Source organism: Brevibacillus sp. AG162, from assembly GCF_006715575.1.
In the GTDB taxonomy this organism is placed as follows: Bacteria; Bacillota; Bacilli; order Brevibacillales; family Brevibacillaceae; genus Brevibacillus; species Brevibacillus brevis.
Genome location: NZ_VFNO01000011.1, coordinates 54,158 through 73,939, shown reverse-complemented (window position 1 = coordinate 73,939; position 19,782 = coordinate 54,158). Strand labels below are relative to the sequence as shown.

Here is a 19,782-nt window from a genome sequence, read left to right as displayed (position 1 = left end):
AAGGGGGTTCAACGATGAATAACGAGATTCGCATTGTCGATTTGTTAAAAGCTGACACGATTCTATTCCCTCTCTCTGCTTCCTCCAAGGAAGCGGTATTAGATGAGTTGATTGAAAAATTGGACGAAGCTGGACGGCTCAACAGCAGGGAAGAGATGAAGCAAGCCATTCTCAAGCGTGAGGCACAAGGCTCCACCGGAATTGGAGAAGGAATTGCCATCCCGCATGCCAAGACAGCAGCAGTCAAAACTCCCAGCATTGCATACGGCTTTTCCAAAGAGGGCGTTGATTTTGACTCGTTGGATAACCAAAAAGCACATCTTTTCTTCATGATTGCGGCTACTGAGGACGCCAATCAAGCCCATCTCGAAACACTGGCGCTGCTTTCCCAGATGCTCATGGACGAAGCATTTCGTCAGGAGCTGACGAGGGCCGAGACGAAGGAACAGGTGCTGGATATTATCACGCGCAAAGAAAAAGAAATCCAGGGCGAAGATGAAAGCGCTGTAGAGGACAAGGAGCAGGAAGAACAACAGGAGAGAGTAGAGAACTCAAAGAAGCAGCCGACAAAAGTAGTCGCGGTAACCGCTTGCCCGACCGGGATTGCCCATACGTACATGGCTGCCGACGCGCTGAAGAAAAAGGCTGCCGAGCTGGGGATTGCCATCAAGGTGGAGACAAACGGTTCCGGAGGCGTGAAAAACAAGCTTTCTTTGCAGGATATTGAAGAAGCGACGGCTGTGATTGTAGCTGCCGACAAGCAGGTGGAGATGGAGCGCTTTGCTGGCAAGATCGTCATTGAAGTGCCGGTTGCGGAAGGGATCCGCAACACCGAAGAACTGCTTCAGCGAGCAGTAGAGCAAAAGGGAAGTGTCTACCGCAATGGCGTGACCAGCTACCAGGACCATATTCAAGAAGCAAAGGCGGAGAAAAAGGCGAAGCAGCCCGCTTTTTACAAGCACCTGATGAATGGCGTGTCCAACATGCTTCCGTTTGTCGTTGGCGGCGGGATTATCATTGCGCTGAGCTTTATGTTTGGGATCAAGGCAGTTGATCCAAACGATCCGTCATTCCATCCGCTGGCCAAAGTTCTGATGGACATCGGCGGAGGAACAGCGTTCCAGCTGATGATTCCGGTACTGGCCGGGTTTATCGCCAAGAGCATCGCTGATCGCCCTGGTTTTGCTCCGGGTATGGTGGGGGGCTTGCTCGCGGCTACATCCGGCTCCGGCTTCCTCGGTGGAATTATCGCAGGGTTCCTGGCCGGATATATTGTGGTCGGATTGAAAAAATTGTTGGCCGGACTGCCGGAATCGTTAGAAGGCATCAAGCCGATGCTGCTGTATCCGCTGCTTGGAATTTTGCTTACAGGCTTTGTCATGGTGTACGTCGTATCAGAACCGGTTGCCGCGGCCAATGTGGCGCTGGGTGACTGGCTGAAAAACATGGGCACTGGTAACGCCGTTATCCTAGGTGTGATCTTGGGTGCAATGATGGCCTTTGATATGGGTGGCCCTGTCAACAAAGCAGCCTTTACGTTTGGAATTGCAATGATTGCCGAGGGCAACTTCACCCCTCACGCAGCGATTATGGCTGCCGGGATGACTCCGCCGCTCGGAATCGCTTTGGCGACTACGCTGTTCAAGAAGAAATTTACCATGGAAGAGCAGCAGGCGGGCAAAACGGCTTATGTCCTGGGGGCAACCTTCATTACGGAGGGCGCGATCCCGTTTGCCGCGGCTGATCCGACACGCGTCATTCCTTCGCTCGTAGTTGGCTCTGCCGTAGCCGGCGGGTTATCGATGCTGTTTGGATGCACATTGCCTGCCCCTCATGGCGGAATATTCGTTTTGCCGGTAATCGGCAACTGGCCGCTTTACCTTGTTTCCATTCTTGCCGGAACAATAGTTACGGCACTCATGCTAAAAATACTGAAAAAAGACGCGGTAGAGTAAAAGGAGCTGGAACCAGATGTTGACCAATACTTTCACCATTCAAAATCCGACTGGACTGCACGCCCGTCCGGCAACATTATTCGTGCAAAAGGCTACTTCGTTTCCTTGCGTGGTAAACGTGATCAAGGGCACGAAAAAGATCAATGGCAAAAGCATCATGGGCTTGATGACACTGGGTGCGAAGATGGGAGAGCAAATCACCCTTGAGATCACTGGTGAACAGGCGGAGCAAGCAATGGAGGAGCTTGGCAAATTGCTCGAGTCGGTTCACGGGTAACATGACAGGAAGCCCCCCCTCTTGACCCCAGGGGGGCGGCTTCGATAAGGAGCGATTGTAATGCTGCAAAAAGGGATCGCTGCAGCTCCCGGAATCGTGATCGGACGAGCTGTTGTACAAAAGGAAGAGATGGTTCAGTATGAACGACGCATCCTTGACCAAGATGAGGTGGCCGCAGAGCTTGCGCGATTTCGGGAAAGTGTGAGAGCGGCAGATCTAGAGCTCGAGCAGGTCAAGAAGAAGGTCCGCCACGAGATAGGCGAAGAAGAAGCGAGAATCTTTGAAGCCCACCAGCTTTTTTTGCAGGACCCGGAGTTTATTGGTGCCATTGAGGAGAAGCTGGAAAGCGAAAGAGTGAATGCGGAAGCAGCTTTGGAGGAGGTTCGTGACAGCTTTGTCGCCGTTTTTGAAAGCATGGACGACGAGTACATGCGGGAGCGGGCGGCGGATTTGCGCGATGTCAGCCAGCGTCTGCTGAAGAATCTGCTCGGCATACACGATCAGTTGCCAGCGGATTTCGCAGAGCCGGTGGTACTGGTTGTACACGATCTGACGCCATCCGATACGGCACAGTTGGACAGGGAAAAGGTAAAAGGATTTGCAACGAATATAGGCGGCCGCACGTCTCACTCCGCCATCATGGCACGCACCATGGAAATCCCGGCGGTGGTAGGCATGTCGGACATTACAGAGCAGCTGCAAACTGGGGATCTGGTCATTGTCGACGGCCTTGAAGGCGAGGTACACATTCGACCGGACGAAGCTGTCGTCGCAGCCTATGAAGCCAAACAGCAGGCCTACTGGAAACAAAAAGCGGACTGGGCTCGTCTGGTTCATGAAGAAAGTGTTACCGCTGATGGGCACCGCGTGGAATTGGCAGCCAACATCGGGAATCCGCAGGACGCCGTGCAGGCCGTTGAAAACGGCGCCGAGGGGATCGGACTGTTTCGTACCGAATTTCTCTATATGGGGCGGGAGCAGTTCCCCACGGAAGAAGAGCAGTTTGCGGCTTACAAAGCGGTTGCAGAGACCATGGGCAAGGGGCGACCAGTTGTCATTCGAACATTGGACATCGGCGGGGACAAGGAGCTTTCCTACCTCGATCTGCCGAAAGAATTGAATCCGTTTCTAGGCTATCGAGCCATCCGGCTGTGCCTGGACCGCGTGGAACTGTTTAAGTCGCAGTTACGCGCTTTGCTCCGAGCAAGTATATACGGCAATATCAAGATCATGTATCCAATGATCGCCACTATAGCCGAGCTGCGTCGAGCGAACCAGATCCTGGAAGAAGTGAAGGCAGAGCTGCGCAACCAAAGCATTTTGTTTAACGATCATTTGGAAGTAGGAATCATGATCGAGGTGCCAGCTGCCGCGATGATCGCAGACCAGCTCGCCAAGGAAGCCGATTTCTTCAGCATCGGGACCAACGATTTGATTCAATATGTGATGGCAGCGGACAGAATGAACGAGCAGGTCGCCTACTTGTACGATCCGTACCATCCCGCCATTTTACGGCTGGTGAATCAGGTAATCAAAGCGGCCCATCAAGAAGGCAAATGGGTCGGCATGTGCGGAGAAATGGCCGGAGAGGAATTGGCGATCCCGATTCTGCTCGGGTTGGGACTGGATGAATTCAGCATGAGTGCCACTTCCGTTCTCCGTGCCCGCCATTTGCTGAGAAAGCTGGATTACAAGTCGCTACAGGAAACAGCACAACACGTCCTCACTCTGGAGAGCGGCGAAGAGATCAGAGCCTTTATCAAAGAGGAAATTTTGAACAAGCTGTAATGGCCGGTATAATTGGCAAAAGATAAGGCTCCGCCATGATGAGTGGCGGAGCCTTTATTCATCTAAAAACGTCAAACCAACACTACTCTACTACCGCCTCCAACGTCACTTTCACCTTCACAGTCTGCGTAACCGACTCATCTTCCTTAGAAGTAATCGTCACATACAGCGTAACGGTTTCTTCCCCTTCGGCAGGCAGTTCCTTCAAAATTCCCTCGTCATCGATAAAGGCCTCATCAGAGCTCTTCGTCACCTGATAAGTCACATCATCGCTTTCTTCCGGCAGGACAAGCACTGGCTGATCCAGCTCTGTGGTGTTCGCAATCTCAATTTCAAATTGCTCTACGGCTTCTTCAACTACCTTGGACAAGACCGCGTTTTTATTCGATGCCTTAATCATGAAGGATTTCCAAGCCTCGTATTCTTTTACAATCTGCTCACCCTTCGGCTTGCTTTGGTCAACGCTTCGACCGACGAGCTTCAGCTTGTATTTGCCTGGATCGAGCTTCTTAGCTACTTGGCTACCATCGTAGTAGGTACCATCGAGATTAGAGAAGGTGATAGGGCCTGGTGCAATCAGCGCGTAATTGTTGAACACGGATGCGAGGGTACCGACGTATTTATCGTCCATGTCCCATGCCTCAACAGAGATCTGGTTCACGTCTTTGGCTTGCAGCTCTGCTTCGAGTGTGAATGAATCCTCATTGCCATCGCCATCAGGCGTGATTGTCGTATCGGACAGCTTCAGGTTGTCGAAACCGAAGTTGGTATCCTCGCGCTTGTCTCCCACGTGTACAGCAAACGGCAGGCGCAGGTCAGGGTTGCCTTTCGCTTTCAGCAGGACTTCCCCTTCATACACGCCGTCTTTTGCATCGGAGTCAACGGACAGGTTGAGCTCAAATGTGGTCGCATCGCCTTTTTTAGCGGAGATGGAATCTTCGGAGATTTCCACATCGATGTCATCGACATCTGGCGTTTTGGAGCCTGGCTTGTACGGATCTGTCGTAACGGACGGATGCATGATCACTTCTGCTTCGTAAGAAACTTCTTTCTTGGACAGGTTTTTCAGCTGGAGCGTTTTCGTGACGGTATTGCTGCCAGCCTTCAGCAAGCCAAAGGAAACGTTGTCCGCATAGTACGGAATGGTTTTCGGCTCGAAATCTTCGCCCAAAATGGTAAGCTGCTCTACCGTTGTCAGAACAGCAGGTGTTTTCGATGCGGCGTAGCCGTTTACGCGGCCTGCACCTTGGGAGTACACATCGTACAGTGTGCCGTCTGGGCTATACAGCGGTTTTGAGGTGTTCGCGAGCGCTGCCTTGATATCGGCAGGTGTCCAGTCCGGATGTGCCTGTTTCAACAGCAGGGCAAGACCGGAAACGTGCGGAGCCGCCATGCTTGTACCGTTTAGACGGGCGTATGCCTTGTCGTACTTGGCGTCGGGGATCAGCTTGCTCCAAGATGGATAGCTGGACAGAACGGCTACACCTGGCGCAGCCAGATTTGGCTTGATGCTGTAATCGTCGCCCATGATTGGACCGCGTGAGCTAAATCCGGCGATGCGGTCACCCGGATCATTTGTGCTTGGGTAGTTTCCTGAGAACGTAAACGTCAGTGTTTTCGCTTTTTCAGGGTCAGCCAGCAGCTCTTTTGCCAGTGTCCGGCCTTCCAGACCCTTCATGTCAAAGGTAGGGATCGCTTCGATCTGGTCGCCCAGGATCGTGTTGACATAGCCCTCGCGATCACGGATATCCAGATCGGCTTGGCCATCTCCGTCCGCGTCGTTACCGTTAAAGACCACGATCGCGACAGCACCAGCTTTTCGGGCGTTTTCGATTTTTTCCGTGAAGCCGAGAGTACCACGGGATACGAGAGCGACTTTGCCTTTTACATTTACCTTTTCAAAATCGCTGCGAGAGCCAAGGTTGGCATAGACGACTGGCAGCGGTTTGGTTCCGATGATGGAGGCGAAGTTATCCTTTCTGACCTGCCATGCCATCACAGGGAATTCGTAATTGGCTCCGAAGGACGAGGTTGCTGAGCCGTCATATTGCACGGTAGGGGAGTCTACCGCTGCAACTGTGATCGGCAGCCTCGCTCCAGAAGGTGATCCCGCGGTGTAATAATGTCTGCCGCGTTCATCGTCGGCGGAGTTCCCGCCCGATACAACCGTGATCACACCAGACAGTACCGCATTATTTACAGCGATGGCATCTGGAGAGTCAGAGTTCTTCTCCATAGCGGCGCCAAGCGACAGGTTAATGACATCCATGCCGTCTTTCACCGCTTTTTCGATACCGTCGATGACCTGAGCGGAGCTACCGCCTCCTCGGCCCAATACACGGTATACGTAGAGGTCTGCACCATAGGCAACCCCTTTTACCTGCACGTCGGATGCCCTGTTTTTGGCTCGTCCTACGATGGTGCCGGAGACGTGCGTTCCATGGCTGGAGCCTTCATATCCTGTTCCTTCCCGGTCATCTTCTACAGGGATTGGCGCTTCTTCATAAGGGTCTTTGTCATTGTCGAAGGAGTCATATCCACCTTTATAGGCATCCTTGAGATCAGGGTGCTTGTAATCAACACCGGTATCGATGACGCCGACCTTCAATCCTTTCCCTGTCAGACCATCCTTCCACATATCGAGAACACCGATTTGTTGGAGAGGGGCCTGATCCCATTTGGTGGACGATTGTTTCTCGCTGACGGCATCAATTTCGGGGAGCTCATAATACGTATTTTGATAAATGCGTTTCACCTGTGGCAGTTCAGCCAGTTCTTCCAACTCGTCGGCGGACACCGTTACTTCCATGCCGTTGAATACATGCTCAAACTTGCGCTTTACCTTCAGTTTGACCTTGTTGTCTTTTGCTTCATCGAGGAAAGATTCTTGCTCCTCCTCTACTTTTGCTCGCAACGATCTAACGGAAGATTCTGAACCTTCTTCATGTTTAGCTACAATCGAAGGCTCGCTGTTCAGCTCAATAATGACACTCACATTTTTGCTGGAACTGGTGTTCAACAGAGGAGAGATTTTTGAGATTTCGGAGCCAAGCTCTACTTCCGCATTGGTATATTCGTTTACTTTTTCCCAATCCTGTTCGCTAAACTCCGCCGCTGCCAGTGCATTGTAAGGAAGGCCACTCAGCATGAGTGATGCTGCAAGCGTAAGAGAAGCGAGAGTACGCATCTTCTTCATCAGTCCACTCTCCTTAAAAAAGTATGTATAAGACGATTTGCATAAGTATTTCTCTTCTCGTAAAACTACTCCTTTTACTGGGAAAATACTTTTTATCGAGCAGATTCGTCAAATATAGACAGAATTAACTGTAATTTCAATCGAATAAAAAAGAATAAGGTAATTATTTGTTGTTTTTTGCCAAATCATTTTCTATATTTTTCATAAGACATAAGTCAGGAGAGGGTAATCGATGATCAAGTTGAAAGATATCGGGAGTTTCGAAGAGCTGCCAGAAATCGCGATGCATATTTATCAAGGAAATATCCCGGCTTTACAAGATGCGATTGCGGCCGGATGGGATATAGAAAAGGGCGTCGTGCTTAGCAAATATACGACGCTAAGCCCGTTGGATCTGGCGATTTTATCAGAGAAGCTAGAAGTTGTTAAGCTGCTGGTAGAGCATGGCGTTAATCTGAATGTCAAAAATAATCCAGCTTTTTTGATGGCCGTACGCTATTGCACGGAAGAGATCGTTCGTTATGTTGTAGCGCAAGGCGCCAAGCTGGACATGCTCAATCAGGTGCGCTCAGGCGCTTATTCGGAGGCTTACTATGGCAACAAAAAGAACATCCCGCTCATTCAAGAGCTGGGACTGGATATAAGACTTCATGGCGGCGATGTATTGCGTAAAGCCGTGTCGGATCATGACCTTACGACCACGGCCTATTTGCTCGATCATGGGGTGGACATCAATTATAACAAACCGAATATGGTGTATCCGTATCAAGCGACCCCATTAACAGTTGCCACGCGCTTGGGGAATGCCGCCATGGTCAAGTATTTGGTTGAACGCGGTGCGGACGTTATGGTAGCGGAAAGGGGTGGCGAGCGGCCTTATACCATCGCGGTTAGCAACAAAGATACGGAGTTGGCTGCGTATTTGAAATCGCTGGAACCTGCCGAGCTGCATGATGTGGAGAACAGAAAGTACGAGCTGCAAAAATTTAAGCTGACCGAAGAACTGATTGGCTTCCTTACCAGAGAAGAGCTGCGTCTTGAGCTGGCGGAGAATGAGTATGACATTGGGTACATCGACTTTTTCACATTGACCGATACGATTGAAATGAAAATCGGTCGGCAAAAGCTGCTGCGTTTGTCTGCCGAAATCGACAACTACTCCCATCTGCACCTTGTGTGGAATCCGAAGAAAAAAGGTAGCATAGGCTGCTATGATGAGGAGCATAAGGAGTATGCGGACTTGTGCAGTTTTACAGAGTTCCTCGCGCAGCCGGAGGTGTACCTGATCAAGTTTATGGAAGGCGAATTAGATTCGATGTAAAAGGGAAAGATCACTCGGGCCCTCGATAATTCGGGGGCTTGACAGTAAAATTTATCCAATGGTAAGATCGTGAGCAAGAAACGAAAGGAGGAGGATTCCAACATGTTCGCATACGTAACTAAGCATGAAACAAAACCATGTAGCGATAAAATCCAACTCCATAGGTGTGCCTTTTACGCGATTGCGTTGTGTAAGAGTGAGCCAACTCCGTTTCCCATAGGCTGTTGATAACGCCCTTGTGATAACACAATAGCTCCCAAGCGTAAAGGCTGCGATTCCATGCTGCGTTTTTTCATCCAGGAAGGACGAAATCAGCATGATAGCGGCTTTTTCTATTGGCAAATAAAGAACGTATGTTCCTATAAAACGAATAAAGGTGGTCTTCTATTGAGCAACACACCCATTAAATATTTCATCAATCCGGAAGTAAAAGTAGAAAACAATGCGGTAGAGGAGCTGCATCGACTTTTAGAGGTGAATGAAACAATTGCAACGCTGCAAAAGCATTCACCCGATTATTTTGACGATCCCAATACCGGGGTTTTGGAAGTAGCCATTACGCCCGATTTTCACAAAGGAAGCGGCATTCCTGTAGGCACGACGCTGTTTACGCGTGGGTTTGTGCTGCCGCAAGCGATTGGCAACGATATTAACTGCGGGATGCGTCTGTATGTCACGGATTTGTCCGAGGAGCAGATTCGCACAAATCTGGATGTCATTGAACGGAATGTGCGCCATGTTTTTTTCGAAGGGGGCCGCAATATTCCCATGACGCGGCAGATGCGGGAAAAAATGTTCAAGGAAGGCCTGATCGGCATACTGGACAGCCACAAGGAAGCGAATGGCGAGGGAATTTGGCGCTATTACAACGAGAAGCAGCAGGAGCTGGATTTGAACCATGTCAATAAAATGGGGTCTTTTATCGCGGAATCGACGATTGGACTCGATGACTTTCTCGGCCCTGCCGAGCTTTCCCGGGATGCACAAATCGGCTCGCTTGGTGGCGGGAATCATTTTTTTGAGATTCAGGTGGTCAAAAAAGTGCATCAGGGCTCTATCGCCAGTCAGTGGGGGCTAAAAGAAGGGCAAGTTGTCCTTATGATTCATACCGGCTCTGTTTCCATTGGTTATAACAGCGGTGCATGGATCAAAGAGATGCTGAAAAGGATGTACCCGACTTCCTTAAAGCACCCGGATAACGGCATGTATCCACTGCCTCTTTCGGAGCGTTTCGAACCGCAGTGGAAAATGTTTTGGAGTCTCCTGCACAATGCGGCGAACTTTGCGTTTGCCAATCGATTAATGCTGGGGCTGATGATGTACAAATCGATTTCCGATGTGTTGGGCGATTTTGAACACAAGCTGTTGTACGATGCGCCTCATAATTATTTGTGGGAAGAGCAGCTCGAACAGGTGGGTGGATTTTTGCATCGAAAAGGGTCGTGTACAGCGAAATCGGCCGAGCAAATGATGGGCACGCCGTTTCAGTATACGGGTGAACCTGTGTTTATTCCTGGGTCTATGGGATCGCACAGCTTTATTTTGGCGGGGTTAGGGAATCGGGAAAGTCTGTTTAGCGCAAGCCATGGCGCAGGTCGTGCACTTTCTCGCGGCGATGCTGTGAAAGTGGACGATGACAGATTTCGCGAGTTTCTTGCTAACTTCCGCGTGATCAATCCGATTGACCCGAAGCGGGCGGACTTGCGCGGACGGAGCGATATTTTGAAAAAATGGGAGGAAGAGCTGAAAAAAGAGGCGCCTTATGCCTATAAAGATATTACTCCGGTGATTCAGTCGCATGTGGATCATGGTATGGCTGAGATTGTGGCTGAGGTGGCGCCGATTGCTACGGTAAAAGGATAAATAGAAGCAGGGGCGATCCCTTAGTCATTTTCATGACTTTTTAGGGAAAGCCCCTTTTCCTATACCCCATTGCTCACTTTTTAGGTAGCACTTCGAAAGCTAATAACTGAGTGGTTTGTGTACTTGCAAAGTTGTTATCTGAAACCAGAACCAAGCTGTCGTGCCCGTTCGGAAGCTTGGGTCCCCACGTTATTCCTTCGATGTTATCGATATGCCGTAGACCTGATTTGGATAAATCGAGGACCAGCCGTTTTTTAACGGGAGTGATATTCTTTCCAAGTAACAAATCGAGATTGGAAATGTCGGTGGCACCTGTTGTATCAATCTCATATACACGAACATGGAATTTGAAGGTTCCATCTGCTCCTTCAACTCCGGCACGTTCTGTAATGATCATTGACAGCGAGAATACTCGTTACGCCATTATCCGCATACTTTCCAGGACCCGGTTTTGCAGGGATGGCATCAACCGGATAAGCATATTGAGCTTTCATATTTCCATTGCGATCATATTGCGTTATACGCGAGAGCGACCCAGCGTTTACCGTTGGGAGTCCCCCATCCTGATAGACAGCGTTCTCCATGGAAACCCAAAGCGATGAACCGTCTGGCGAAAAACTGAGACCTTCAAAGGTTTGGTTTTGGCGAGGTCCGATTTCGAGCTTTGGATTCATAGTGAATAGCTTTGACGCCGGGAACGAAGATAAATACTTCCCATCTCTGGACGCATGCTTAACAGATGGATTCATGCCATGTGATCGGCTGCCTTCCGTCGTATACCAGATGGTTCCATCCTTGGGGTCTACCGCGATGTCTTCCAAATCCGGGATTTCTCCACCTTGCGTTGCGAATTGCTTTTGATTGGGATAATAGCTTCCATTTGGCTGCTTTAAAAATGTTACACCTGATAGCTGAACCGGTTGAAACTGTTTATGATCGTAGGCTAATTTTGCTTGGTAGAATCGCGCAGGGTTTTTATCAGACCGATCATCACTGATGATGAGCCACTGTCCTTTTTTTGGATCATAATGAATACCTGAAAGTCCTCCAATAGTCGTTCCTTCAAACTGCTGGCCATATGGAATGGTTTGTTCTCCAATGAAGGAAAGGCTGCCTACAGAACGTGCTTTACCATTATGGACATTAGCTGAATTCGTACCGGAAGCATGGGTTTGACCGTAACCGAAAAGGGTCGAGAGTACGAGTGACGCCGTTAGCGTATACATCCATTTTTTCATACGAAGTCTCCTTTTAAAGCTGCTGCTTGTTTCTTGTACGATCCTATCACGCTTATATTGAGAAATGACTTTTCCCATGTTAAGGAAGTGTAAGGGAATGAACAGTGGATATTGCAAAAAAATATGGGAGGGAACAACATGAATAAAAACTTCTTGAGTCAGGTCCTCGGCTTCGGTGGATTTGTGGGAAAATAAAAAAGAGACCGTTCAAAATGAAACGGTCTCCCCTTGTACTTCACTCACGAAGGCATGCGTATTCTCTTCTGTGTCTTTAAAGAAGGTCATCCACGTTTCCGTTTGCCCCATTTTGGCTACGAGATGTGGCTCATTGATAAACGTTACGTCCCTATTTTTTAATTCTTCAAAAGCAGTTTGAATGTCATCTACTTGAAAGTAAATGACGGAGCTGGCGTGTGCAAATTGCTCTTTTTCCGGCAGGCTCAGCATGAGGCGAAGTCCGTTGCATTCAAAGAACGCCATGTTGCCTGTCTGAAACAAAAGAGGGAGTCCAAGCTGCTCTTTGTAAAAATGGACGGCTTTTTCCAGGTTTTTGACAGGGATGCCGATTTGCCCTACTTTTTGAATCAGGTTCGTGTTCATGATTAAATCCCCCATTTGTTCACGTATCCTCTTCAGCATAGACGAATCCAATGATTATTTCTTATCCAAAATCACTTTTTTTCTGAATTGCAGTGGAGAAACGCCGACATGCTGCTTAAACATTTTGCTAAAGGAAACGGGGTTACTGAATCCAAGTTCAAAGGCGATGTCTGTCATACTGAAGTCCAGCTTGGCTAACAGCTGCTTGGCTCGTTGTATCCGGTATTCCGAAATATGCTGGTGGGGCGTTTTGCCATACACTTGGGCGTACGCTCGCAGCAAATGGTTAGGAGACAGACAAGCAATCTGTGCGATCTCATCGAGCCTGATAGGTTGATCATAAAAAGCGCGTATATAATCATGGGCGGTACTGATTCTTCGATAGAGTTCTTCGCGAGTCGATTGTCGAAGCGCGTGCAAAGCGTCCATTTCTTTTCTTACATCGAACTGTCCGAGCAATAGGGTCCGCATAATCTGGTGAAATTGTTCTTCATAACCGATGGAGTCCCGTTCAAGGAAGGTGAGACTCTCTTTCAAAGTCGCTAACTGAAAAGCCAGTGTATGGCTCGTATGATAGGTTTTTTCAAAGAAACCGATCGAAGCCGTTTCCTTATAAGGATCACTGAGAAGTCGATCCGTTGAATCCACGAGCGTGCTTAACATCTCCTCGCCAAAACCATGCTTGAAAAAAATACAAAACGATTCTACATCCTCCGCTTCCTCGATGGAAATGGTATACTCCCCTTCGTTCAGCAAGAGATACCTGCCCTCTTCCACAGCAAAAAAGCCTTTACTTGTCTTGTATTGTGCCCTTCCATTACGAAATGTTTTAATGGAAAGCTGCCCATCCCCTTCCCAGTAAAATTGCTTGCTTTTTGCCTGGAGAACATAGTTCCTGGAAGGTTTGTCGGTCATTTCAAAATATCCTGCAGCGTCTTATCGATATGGGCAAAACGAAACTGGTACCCTTCACGCTCAAGCCTTTCTGGAATAACCCAGCGGCTTTTTAACACCAGCTCTGTTTCCGTTCCGATTATCATGGCCCCCATTTCCAGCATCCATTTGGGAGAAGGCAGTCCGAAGCTCCGATTCATCACGTTGCGAAAATGCTGCATGAATTCACGATTTGTGACGGGATGGGGAGAAGAACAATTGAACACGCCGCTTAAGTCAGTTCTCTCCTTCAAAAAGAGAATGATCTGGAAGATATCTTCGACATGAATCCAGCTAAAACGCTGATTGCCAGACCCTTGTACACCCCCGAGTCCAAAGCGAACGAGATTTTTGTATGGATCGATAACCCCGCCGTTTTCGCCCAGCACGATCGCCATACGTAAGGCTACTTGTCTCGTATGCGGCAAATCAAAGGAAAAGAAGGCAGCTTCCCATTGCTTGGCGACGTCGACCGAAAAGCCTGTTCCAATCTCCCCTGTTGCTTCTGTCATGGGGCGATCCTCTGCATGCCTGTAAATCGTGGCCGTACTGGAATTGATCCAGAGTAAAGGAGGGTTTTTGCAGGCAAGAACAGCATTGCCAAGTATGTGAGTGGTCTCTGTCCGAGAATTCAGGATTTCTTCCTTGTTCTTTTCATGGTAACGACAGTTGACGGATTTGCCCGCCAGATTGATGAGCAGCTCGGAATCTTCCAAAGCTTCCACGATTTTCGCGTGATTGTCCCACGTTATATGAGGGGAAGTTCTTGCGATGATCCTTACTTCGTAGCCAAGTTGATTGAATTTGTCTGCCAGATACTTGCCGATAAAGCCAGTGCCGCCAGCCAGGATGACTTTCTTTTTCATAAGATCAACTCGCTTCCATCGGTGTCGAATTTCTTACAATAATTGTAACATAATGCGAAGTGGCGGCAGTAAAAAAGCTCTTCACCCAAAATGGGGAGAGCTATTATTTATTAGCTAAAATTTGAAAAGTCGGTATGCCAGTTAGATTTCGATAGCATGCAGTGTTTGGAAACAAGGGAGCGTGAAAAATTCCAATCATTTTGGCGCAGGTGATCCAGCGATGTTTTCGCAGTCATAAATTGATAGCCGGCGATATATCCCGTGATAAACTCGCTCCAGCTGTTATAGGCTTGTTGCGCTTGTCTCACAGCCTGTAGCTTAAACTGCCGAGCTTCCTCTTTGCTGATATAGCCGCCTTCCCATCTCGTACCACTCAAGTAGGAGACCCAGGCATAATCATAGGCAGCAATCCCTTCATCTGGGAGTCTTCGCAGATAGTAATGAACGATCTTTGCCTTGCCGACGCGATCCTGATCTGGTTCCAGAGAGTTGATATATTCCACTCGTCCTGACTCTGATAACGCTGATAAAAAATGGTGAAGCCGGGCAAATTCTTTCCGCTCGCCTTCTTTTAGCATCCACGATAGTCTCTCTTTCTGACTCGCGGCGTCTCTTATTCCCCGTTTGCTATAGTTATCTTTTATTTCGATGTAGACCGTATCTGCCCCAATCCCAATAGCTGAATGCATACTGCAGGTAAAGAAGTGAAATTGTTTTTCCTTTTTACGCTTGAATGTGAACATGTATGAAAAAGTTCACTCCTTGTTAATAGACTCGAGTGATGATATACAGATTGTACAGTGACCCAAAGAAGTAACGACACAAGACCAAAAGAATCAGCCCATAGAAATAGATCTCCAACGGCGGGCTCGGACTCGGGATCGTCGGGATCGTCAAATACTTTACCTCAATCATTTGATTCTGATTGAGCTTGTTGAAATCGAACAAAGGAGTCAGTTCCAAATGCTGTAACATTTTCTTTGTGTCCATCAGTACCTTAGGCGGTATATCCATTACTTGGCCCATTTCAAAATCTAAGATTCCGGTTTTTTCAATCTCGATCGTACTATGCTTCGTAATGACGAGGATGGGGGTATCGCCCAAGTAGCCGATGTTTACGTAGCCTGAAGGAGTAATTTTTCCTATGTCTCCGGTTTCATTAAGCGTCAAATAATTTTCGTATGTCGTGTAGCTATTTCCGTCTTTATCTGTTTTCGTATATTGATAGATGTTCAGACTACGGAGATTCGTTAATCTGGCCTGAACGAATTGGTTGGGTCCAATCTGTTTCAAAGCCTCTGGCGATGATAATTTGACCAGTCCATTCTGATGAAGCTCTACATTGGAAATGGGAGCGGACTTCGTATGATCTACATATGCGTTGTATAGAAGAGATTGAAAAAGCATGATGAGAGCAAGGGTCACCGTAGCTACGGCTACTTGAAAATGAATGGCTGGCATTATTTGTTTATTCAAGCCTTTCCGTTCTCCCAGCTCCAAAGTCAATTGCTGCAAGGCATGCTCCCTTTCTTTGGCAGGCAGCTTCTTGACTTGTTTCAGCATGTTTCCACGAATCTGGGTGAGCAAAATGAGCGCCTCGTAATCGTGTGGACTGGCTGCGAGCAGCTGTTCAAATGTGACTTTTGCTTGAGCTTCATTACCCAGCTTCAGCTGACACTTTCCGAGCAGGCTTAGTGCTTCCTGATGGTTTGGAAGTTGAGACAGGATGTACTCGCATTCCTTCTGAGCCTCGGTGACATGTTGTTCTTGGTACCATATGTAGGCTCGAGCCAGATAGCTGTCGATATCGTCTGGCTGAATGCTGATGATTCGGGAATAAGCGTCGAGTGCACCATCCGTGTCACCGATTCGCTGGCAATACTCTCCCTGGAGGCGAAGCAATTCGGGGTCATCGGCAAATAAGGCAATAGCCGCGTTAAGTGAGTTGCTTGCTTGCTCCAGTTGATTTTCTTTCAAGGCTTGATAAGCTGCATCGCGGTAAGACAAGAATATATCACGATTGAGATGGGGCGCCGCAAGCAAAGTGTCAAAACGCAATCCTGGATCGTCTAGCTGCTTCAGATAGTATTGGCAAAAATTTTTCGAGTGCTTGTCCATATAAAAAGGCTTTTGAATAAGCTCCCGCCATTGAAAGCCATCCTCTAGTATTAACCAGACGCTTTTGGGCAAATGGTGGTGCTCGTGCAGAAAGCGAAACAGGCGATCACTGACGATTCTTCTCAGATGTATATTCCATACTAAGTCAGAACGGAGCAGCTTTGTCCAATTTTCAGGATTGATTCTGGAAGGGAAATCGTCGTACAAAGCTTTTACTTGCTCCATAAAAGTGTCTATCTGTACAACTGGATCATTGCGATCTGGTGCGGCGTCAATATGTTGAAAGGACAGCCGACGCTGGACAGTGAGGATGGGAGTATCCTCTTCCATGAAAGTGTCTGTTTGTACAACTGGATCATTGCGATCTGGTGCGGTGTCAATATGTTGAAAGGACAGCCGACGCTGGACAGTGAGGATGGGAGTATCCTCTTCCATGAAAGGTATTTGTTCAACTGGATCATTGCGATCTGGTGCGGCGTCAATATGTTGAAAGGACAGCCGACGATGAACAGTGAGGATGGGAGTATCCTCTTCCAGTTGTACAGGGGTTTCTGCATCGGCTATGGATGTCACTTCTGCCTTTGGTTTTCTCTGGCCCTTCTTCGCCATTTTAATGGCCATATCGTATGCTTCTCGCAGTTGCTGGTAGCCCTCCGGATCATCTTCCGGGTGATGCAGCTTCAGCTTTTTCGCGTAGGCTTTTTTAATCGTCGAAATATCTTCGGTAGGATCAATGTCCAGTATCCTCCAAATATTCACAAGTCGTCACGCCACCTTTTACGTGTGATTCATCTGCTGTTTCATGATTATAATCTACTGAGGATAATTTTAACTATGATGGAAAAATAAAAAAGACGCAGACCTTCTTTTCTTGTGAGAAGAAGATCCGCGTCTTGGAAGCTTTCGGTCAGCAGGCCGCATTAACAACAGAACTGCATTGTATAGAGTATCTTTAATTTGAGATAACCGTCACTAATACGACGATTTTCATAGGTGCCACTCCTTTTTGTTACGATTTGGTTGTATGCTTTTTCACTTCTGGCAAGATTTTCGTTGCGATCAGTTCAATATTTTTCGCAATTTTATCAAATGGCACCCCGCCAAAATCGATTTGCGCCATGAAGCGTTGTTGTCCGTACATTTCGTATTGGTAGAGCATTTTTTCGATGATGACGTCAGGGCTGCCAATCATTAACGCATCTCGATAATCGACCGCTTGCGCAAACTGTTGCTTCGGATAGCCACCGCCACGCAAGGCGATAAACCCACCATTTAGATGCGGATAGAACTCGCGAAGCGCATCTGAAGTTTTGTCGGCTGTATAAAACAAACTCGTTGTCGCTACTGGCAAGGTCGCTGGGTCAAAACCATTTTGCTTCGCAGCCTCCCGGTAAGCATCGACGGAGCCTTTGAAGTTGATGGCTGGACCTCCGAGTGTGGTTAGCATCATAGGCACGCCAGCTTGACCGGCTTTAATCGCGCTTGCAGGTGGTCCCCCTACGGCACGCCAGATGGGAAGACGTCCTTGTAATGGCTGCGGCAGGATTGTTGCATTTTGTAGTGGTGCACGGAACTGCCCTTCCCACGTAACACGATCCTCGTTGTTTAGCTTGAGAAGAAGGTCCATTTTCTCTTCAAACAATTCCTCATAGTCGCGCACATCGTAGCCGAGGAGGCTATACGCTCCTACTCGGGAACCGCGTCCGGCAACAATTTCTGCCCGACCATTGGAGATCAGATCCAAGGTAGCGAAATCCTCATACACGCGGACCGGATCAGATGTGCTCAATACAGTGGCGGAGCTAGCGATTTTAATGTTTTTCGTAGCTTGCGCGATTGCACCCAGAATGACGGTATGAGCCTGCGTCGTAAAATACGTCTGGTGGCTTTCGCCGACAGCGAATACATCAAGTCCTGCTTCATCTGCCAGCTTGCTTGCTTCGATTAATTCCTTAATGCGCTGTTCAGGAGAAATCTTGGAGCCGGTGTGTGGATTCGGGACATGGTCGCCAATCGAATATAAGCCGAATTCAAGTCCCTTTTTGGTGTCGATACGATATTGTTCCATGTTGATTCACTCCTTTTAGTCTATAGGTGTCAATTTCGCTTCAATTTCTGCGCGGCGTTCTTCGAGGAATGGAGGTAAGTCCAAAGCTTTTCCGAGCTCCTCGACGGATGAATCTGCTGTGAAGCCAGGACCGTCTGTTGCAATTTCGAACAAAATGCCGTTTGACTCACGGAAATACAAGCTTTTGAAGTAGAATCGATCCACAATCCCTGTTGAACGGAAACCGCGTTTTCGAACGGCGTCATCCCAGTATTGCAGTTCCTCATCGTTGCTCACACGAATCGCCAAGTGATGAACACTTCCACGACCCGGTTTTTCAGGGGTTCCCTCTTCCTGCTTAATGACAATTTCTCCGAAGGATTTTCCTGGGACGGATTGATAAATGGCTTCTTGTTCTGAGCGCGATACTTCGCTATAGCCGAATGTGTCTGTCAACAGGCTGGCTAATTTGTCCAAGGAGCGGACGGTAATCTCAACCGTACCGATTCCCAAGATGCGATGCTTTTCTTCGACCACGGATTCGTCCCACGGAGCCCATTTCGGCGGAACTCCTTCGCCGTTGTTATTGATTAGGATCATTCGCAGGCCTTCCGGGTCTTCGAAATGCAAGGCATCGCGGCCAGCGTACTGGGTAATGTCGCCATGGTGAACATTCAGTTGCTCAAAGCGCTTTTTCCAAAAGGTCAAGCTCTCCCGTGACGGAACGAGCAGTCCGATTCGAGTGATGGCGTTTGTGCCGCGTACGGTTTTTCCTACCATCGGCATTTCAAAAAATGACAACTCTGTTCCGGCACTGCCTGTCAAATCTCCGTAAAACAGGTGATACATCGACGGATCGTCCTGGTTGACGGTTTTCTTCACTCTGCGCAGTCCCAATACGTTTTGGTAAAAGTGATTATTCGATGGAGCATGTTTGGTTAACATAGATACATGGTGATGGCCTGGAATGGTGTACATGGTAGACCTCCTTGTTTAACTTGACTAATCAAGTGATGGTGTAAAAAAATTACACAGGCGGTAATTCCTTTTTTTGGCTATTCTTATGGACGCGTGTCATTAGGGTGTAAAGCGTTTTTTGCTCTTCTTCACTCAGTACCTCATCGAAGAATGACGACTGAAACGCCAGTTGTTCCGGAAAGGCTTGTTCCAGTACGGCTTCCCCTTTTTTGGTTAGGCTGATCGTTTTCGTTTTCCAATCTTGCTTGCGTACAATGTAGCCCTCTTTTTCAAGACGAACGAGCATCCGAGAAATACCACCTTGTGTAACGGTTACCTTCTCAGCTAACTCTGACTGGGTGAGAGGCTGGTAGACGCTAATTTGCATCAGGACATCGAATTGCGCTGTTGTTAAATCGAAGCGTTTGAGAAATTCATTTGACAGCTGGTTGCTTTGGGTGGTAAACCGCATCAAGCGTAACCAGATTAATGAGCCTATGGTGTTATTACGCATGTTAGTTTGCCTCCCTTCGCTGAGCTTATTATCACTTTACTACTCAATTGATAAAAAAGCAATACCATAAATGATAGTCTAAAGGACCAAGTATTACATCAGTCGTATT

General features: G+C 48.1%; 14 protein-coding genes and 1 pseudogene. 5 read left to right on the top strand and 10 right to left on the bottom strand.

All coding sequences use genetic code 11. The features are described 5' to 3' along the window. The first annotated feature begins 14 nt into the window (after positions 1–14). The 3 genes from FB479_RS25200 to ptsP are packed head-to-tail and all read left to right on the top strand — an operon-like array spanning position 15 to position 4,020. Positions 15–1,955, top strand: coding sequence for a PTS fructose transporter subunit IIABC (locus tag FB479_RS25200; RefSeq protein WP_106657322.1), 1,941 nt, complete (start codon positions 15–17; stop codon positions 1,953–1,955). A gap of 16 nt (positions 1,956–1,971) precedes the next feature. Continuing rightward, positions 1,972–2,232 (top strand): HPr family phosphocarrier protein, encoded by a 261-nt coding sequence (locus FB479_RS25195; RefSeq protein WP_106657321.1) that lies wholly within the window; start codon positions 1,972–1,974, stop codon positions 2,230–2,232. A gap of 60 nt (positions 2,233–2,292) precedes the next feature. Then, complete coding sequence (gene ptsP, locus FB479_RS25190; RefSeq protein WP_142067127.1) at positions 2,293–4,020, top strand: phosphoenolpyruvate--protein phosphotransferase; 1,728 nt, start codon at positions 2,293–2,295, stop codon at positions 4,018–4,020. An 82-nt stretch (positions 4,021–4,102) separates the two neighbouring features. Here ptsP and FB479_RS25185 read toward each other — a convergent pair whose 3' ends face one another. Next, the gene (locus FB479_RS25185; protein ID WP_142067126.1) at positions 4,103–7,216 is read right to left on the bottom strand and encodes a S8 family serine peptidase; all 3,114 of its coding nucleotides are present in this window, start codon (positions 7,214–7,216) and stop codon (positions 4,103–4,105) included. Positions 7,217–7,448: 232 nt separating this feature from the next. Between FB479_RS25185 and FB479_RS25180 the strand changes: the two genes are divergently transcribed. Both FB479_RS25180 and FB479_RS25175 read left to right on the top strand, forming a co-directional pair. Continuing rightward, the gene (locus tag FB479_RS25180) at positions 7,449–8,537 is read left to right on the top strand and encodes an ankyrin repeat domain-containing protein (RefSeq protein ID WP_142067125.1); all 1,089 of its coding nucleotides are present in this window, start codon (positions 7,449–7,451) and stop codon (positions 8,535–8,537) included. 387 nt (positions 8,538–8,924) lie between these two features. After that, entirely contained in the window at positions 8,925–10,400 is a 1,476-nt protein-coding gene (locus FB479_RS25175; RefSeq protein WP_142067124.1) for an RtcB family protein, read from the top strand. A 73-nt stretch (positions 10,401–10,473) separates the two neighbouring features. Here the strand turns inward: FB479_RS25175 and FB479_RS25170 are convergent. The 9 genes and pseudogenes from FB479_RS25170 to FB479_RS25130 form a co-directional block, all read right to left on the bottom strand. Beyond that, positions 10,474–11,626: pseudogene (locus FB479_RS25170) on the bottom strand (esterase-like activity of phytase family protein). 219 nt (positions 11,627–11,845) lie between these two features. After that, entirely contained in the window at positions 11,846–12,238 is a 393-nt protein-coding gene (locus FB479_RS25165; RefSeq protein ID WP_142067123.1) for a VOC family protein, read from the bottom strand. Positions 12,239–12,292: 54 nt separating this feature from the next. After that, complete coding sequence (locus FB479_RS25160; protein WP_142067122.1) at positions 12,293–13,153, bottom strand: helix-turn-helix domain-containing protein; 861 nt, start codon at positions 13,151–13,153, stop codon at positions 12,293–12,295. Next, complete coding sequence (locus FB479_RS25155; protein WP_106657314.1) at positions 13,150–14,037, bottom strand: TIGR01777 family oxidoreductase; 888 nt, start codon at positions 14,035–14,037, stop codon at positions 13,150–13,152. The genes FB479_RS25160 and FB479_RS25155 overlap by 4 nt, the downstream gene beginning before the upstream one ends. Positions 14,038–14,147: 110 nt before the next feature. Beyond that, positions 14,148–14,780: a DUF1266 domain-containing protein gene (locus FB479_RS25150; protein WP_106657313.1), complete on the bottom strand. Its 633-nt coding sequence runs from the start codon at positions 14,778–14,780 to the stop codon at positions 14,148–14,150. A gap of 22 nt (positions 14,781–14,802) precedes the next feature. Further along, the gene (locus FB479_RS25145; protein ID WP_142067121.1) at positions 14,803–16,914 is read right to left on the bottom strand and encodes a tetratricopeptide repeat protein; all 2,112 of its coding nucleotides are present in this window, start codon (positions 16,912–16,914) and stop codon (positions 14,803–14,805) included. 250 nt (positions 16,915–17,164) lie between these two features. Continuing rightward, positions 17,165–18,223 (bottom strand): LLM class flavin-dependent oxidoreductase, encoded by a 1,059-nt coding sequence (locus FB479_RS25140; RefSeq protein ID WP_106657311.1) that lies wholly within the window; start codon positions 18,221–18,223, stop codon positions 17,165–17,167. A gap of 15 nt (positions 18,224–18,238) precedes the next feature. After that, positions 18,239–19,180, bottom strand: coding sequence for a ring-cleaving dioxygenase (locus tag FB479_RS25135; RefSeq protein WP_106657310.1), 942 nt, complete (start codon positions 19,178–19,180; stop codon positions 18,239–18,241). A gap of 49 nt (positions 19,181–19,229) precedes the next feature. Then, positions 19,230–19,673, bottom strand: a complete 444-nt coding sequence (locus FB479_RS25130; RefSeq protein ID WP_142067120.1) for a MarR family winged helix-turn-helix transcriptional regulator — start codon at positions 19,671–19,673, stop codon at positions 19,230–19,232. Between the last annotated feature and the right edge of the window lie 109 nt (positions 19,674–19,782).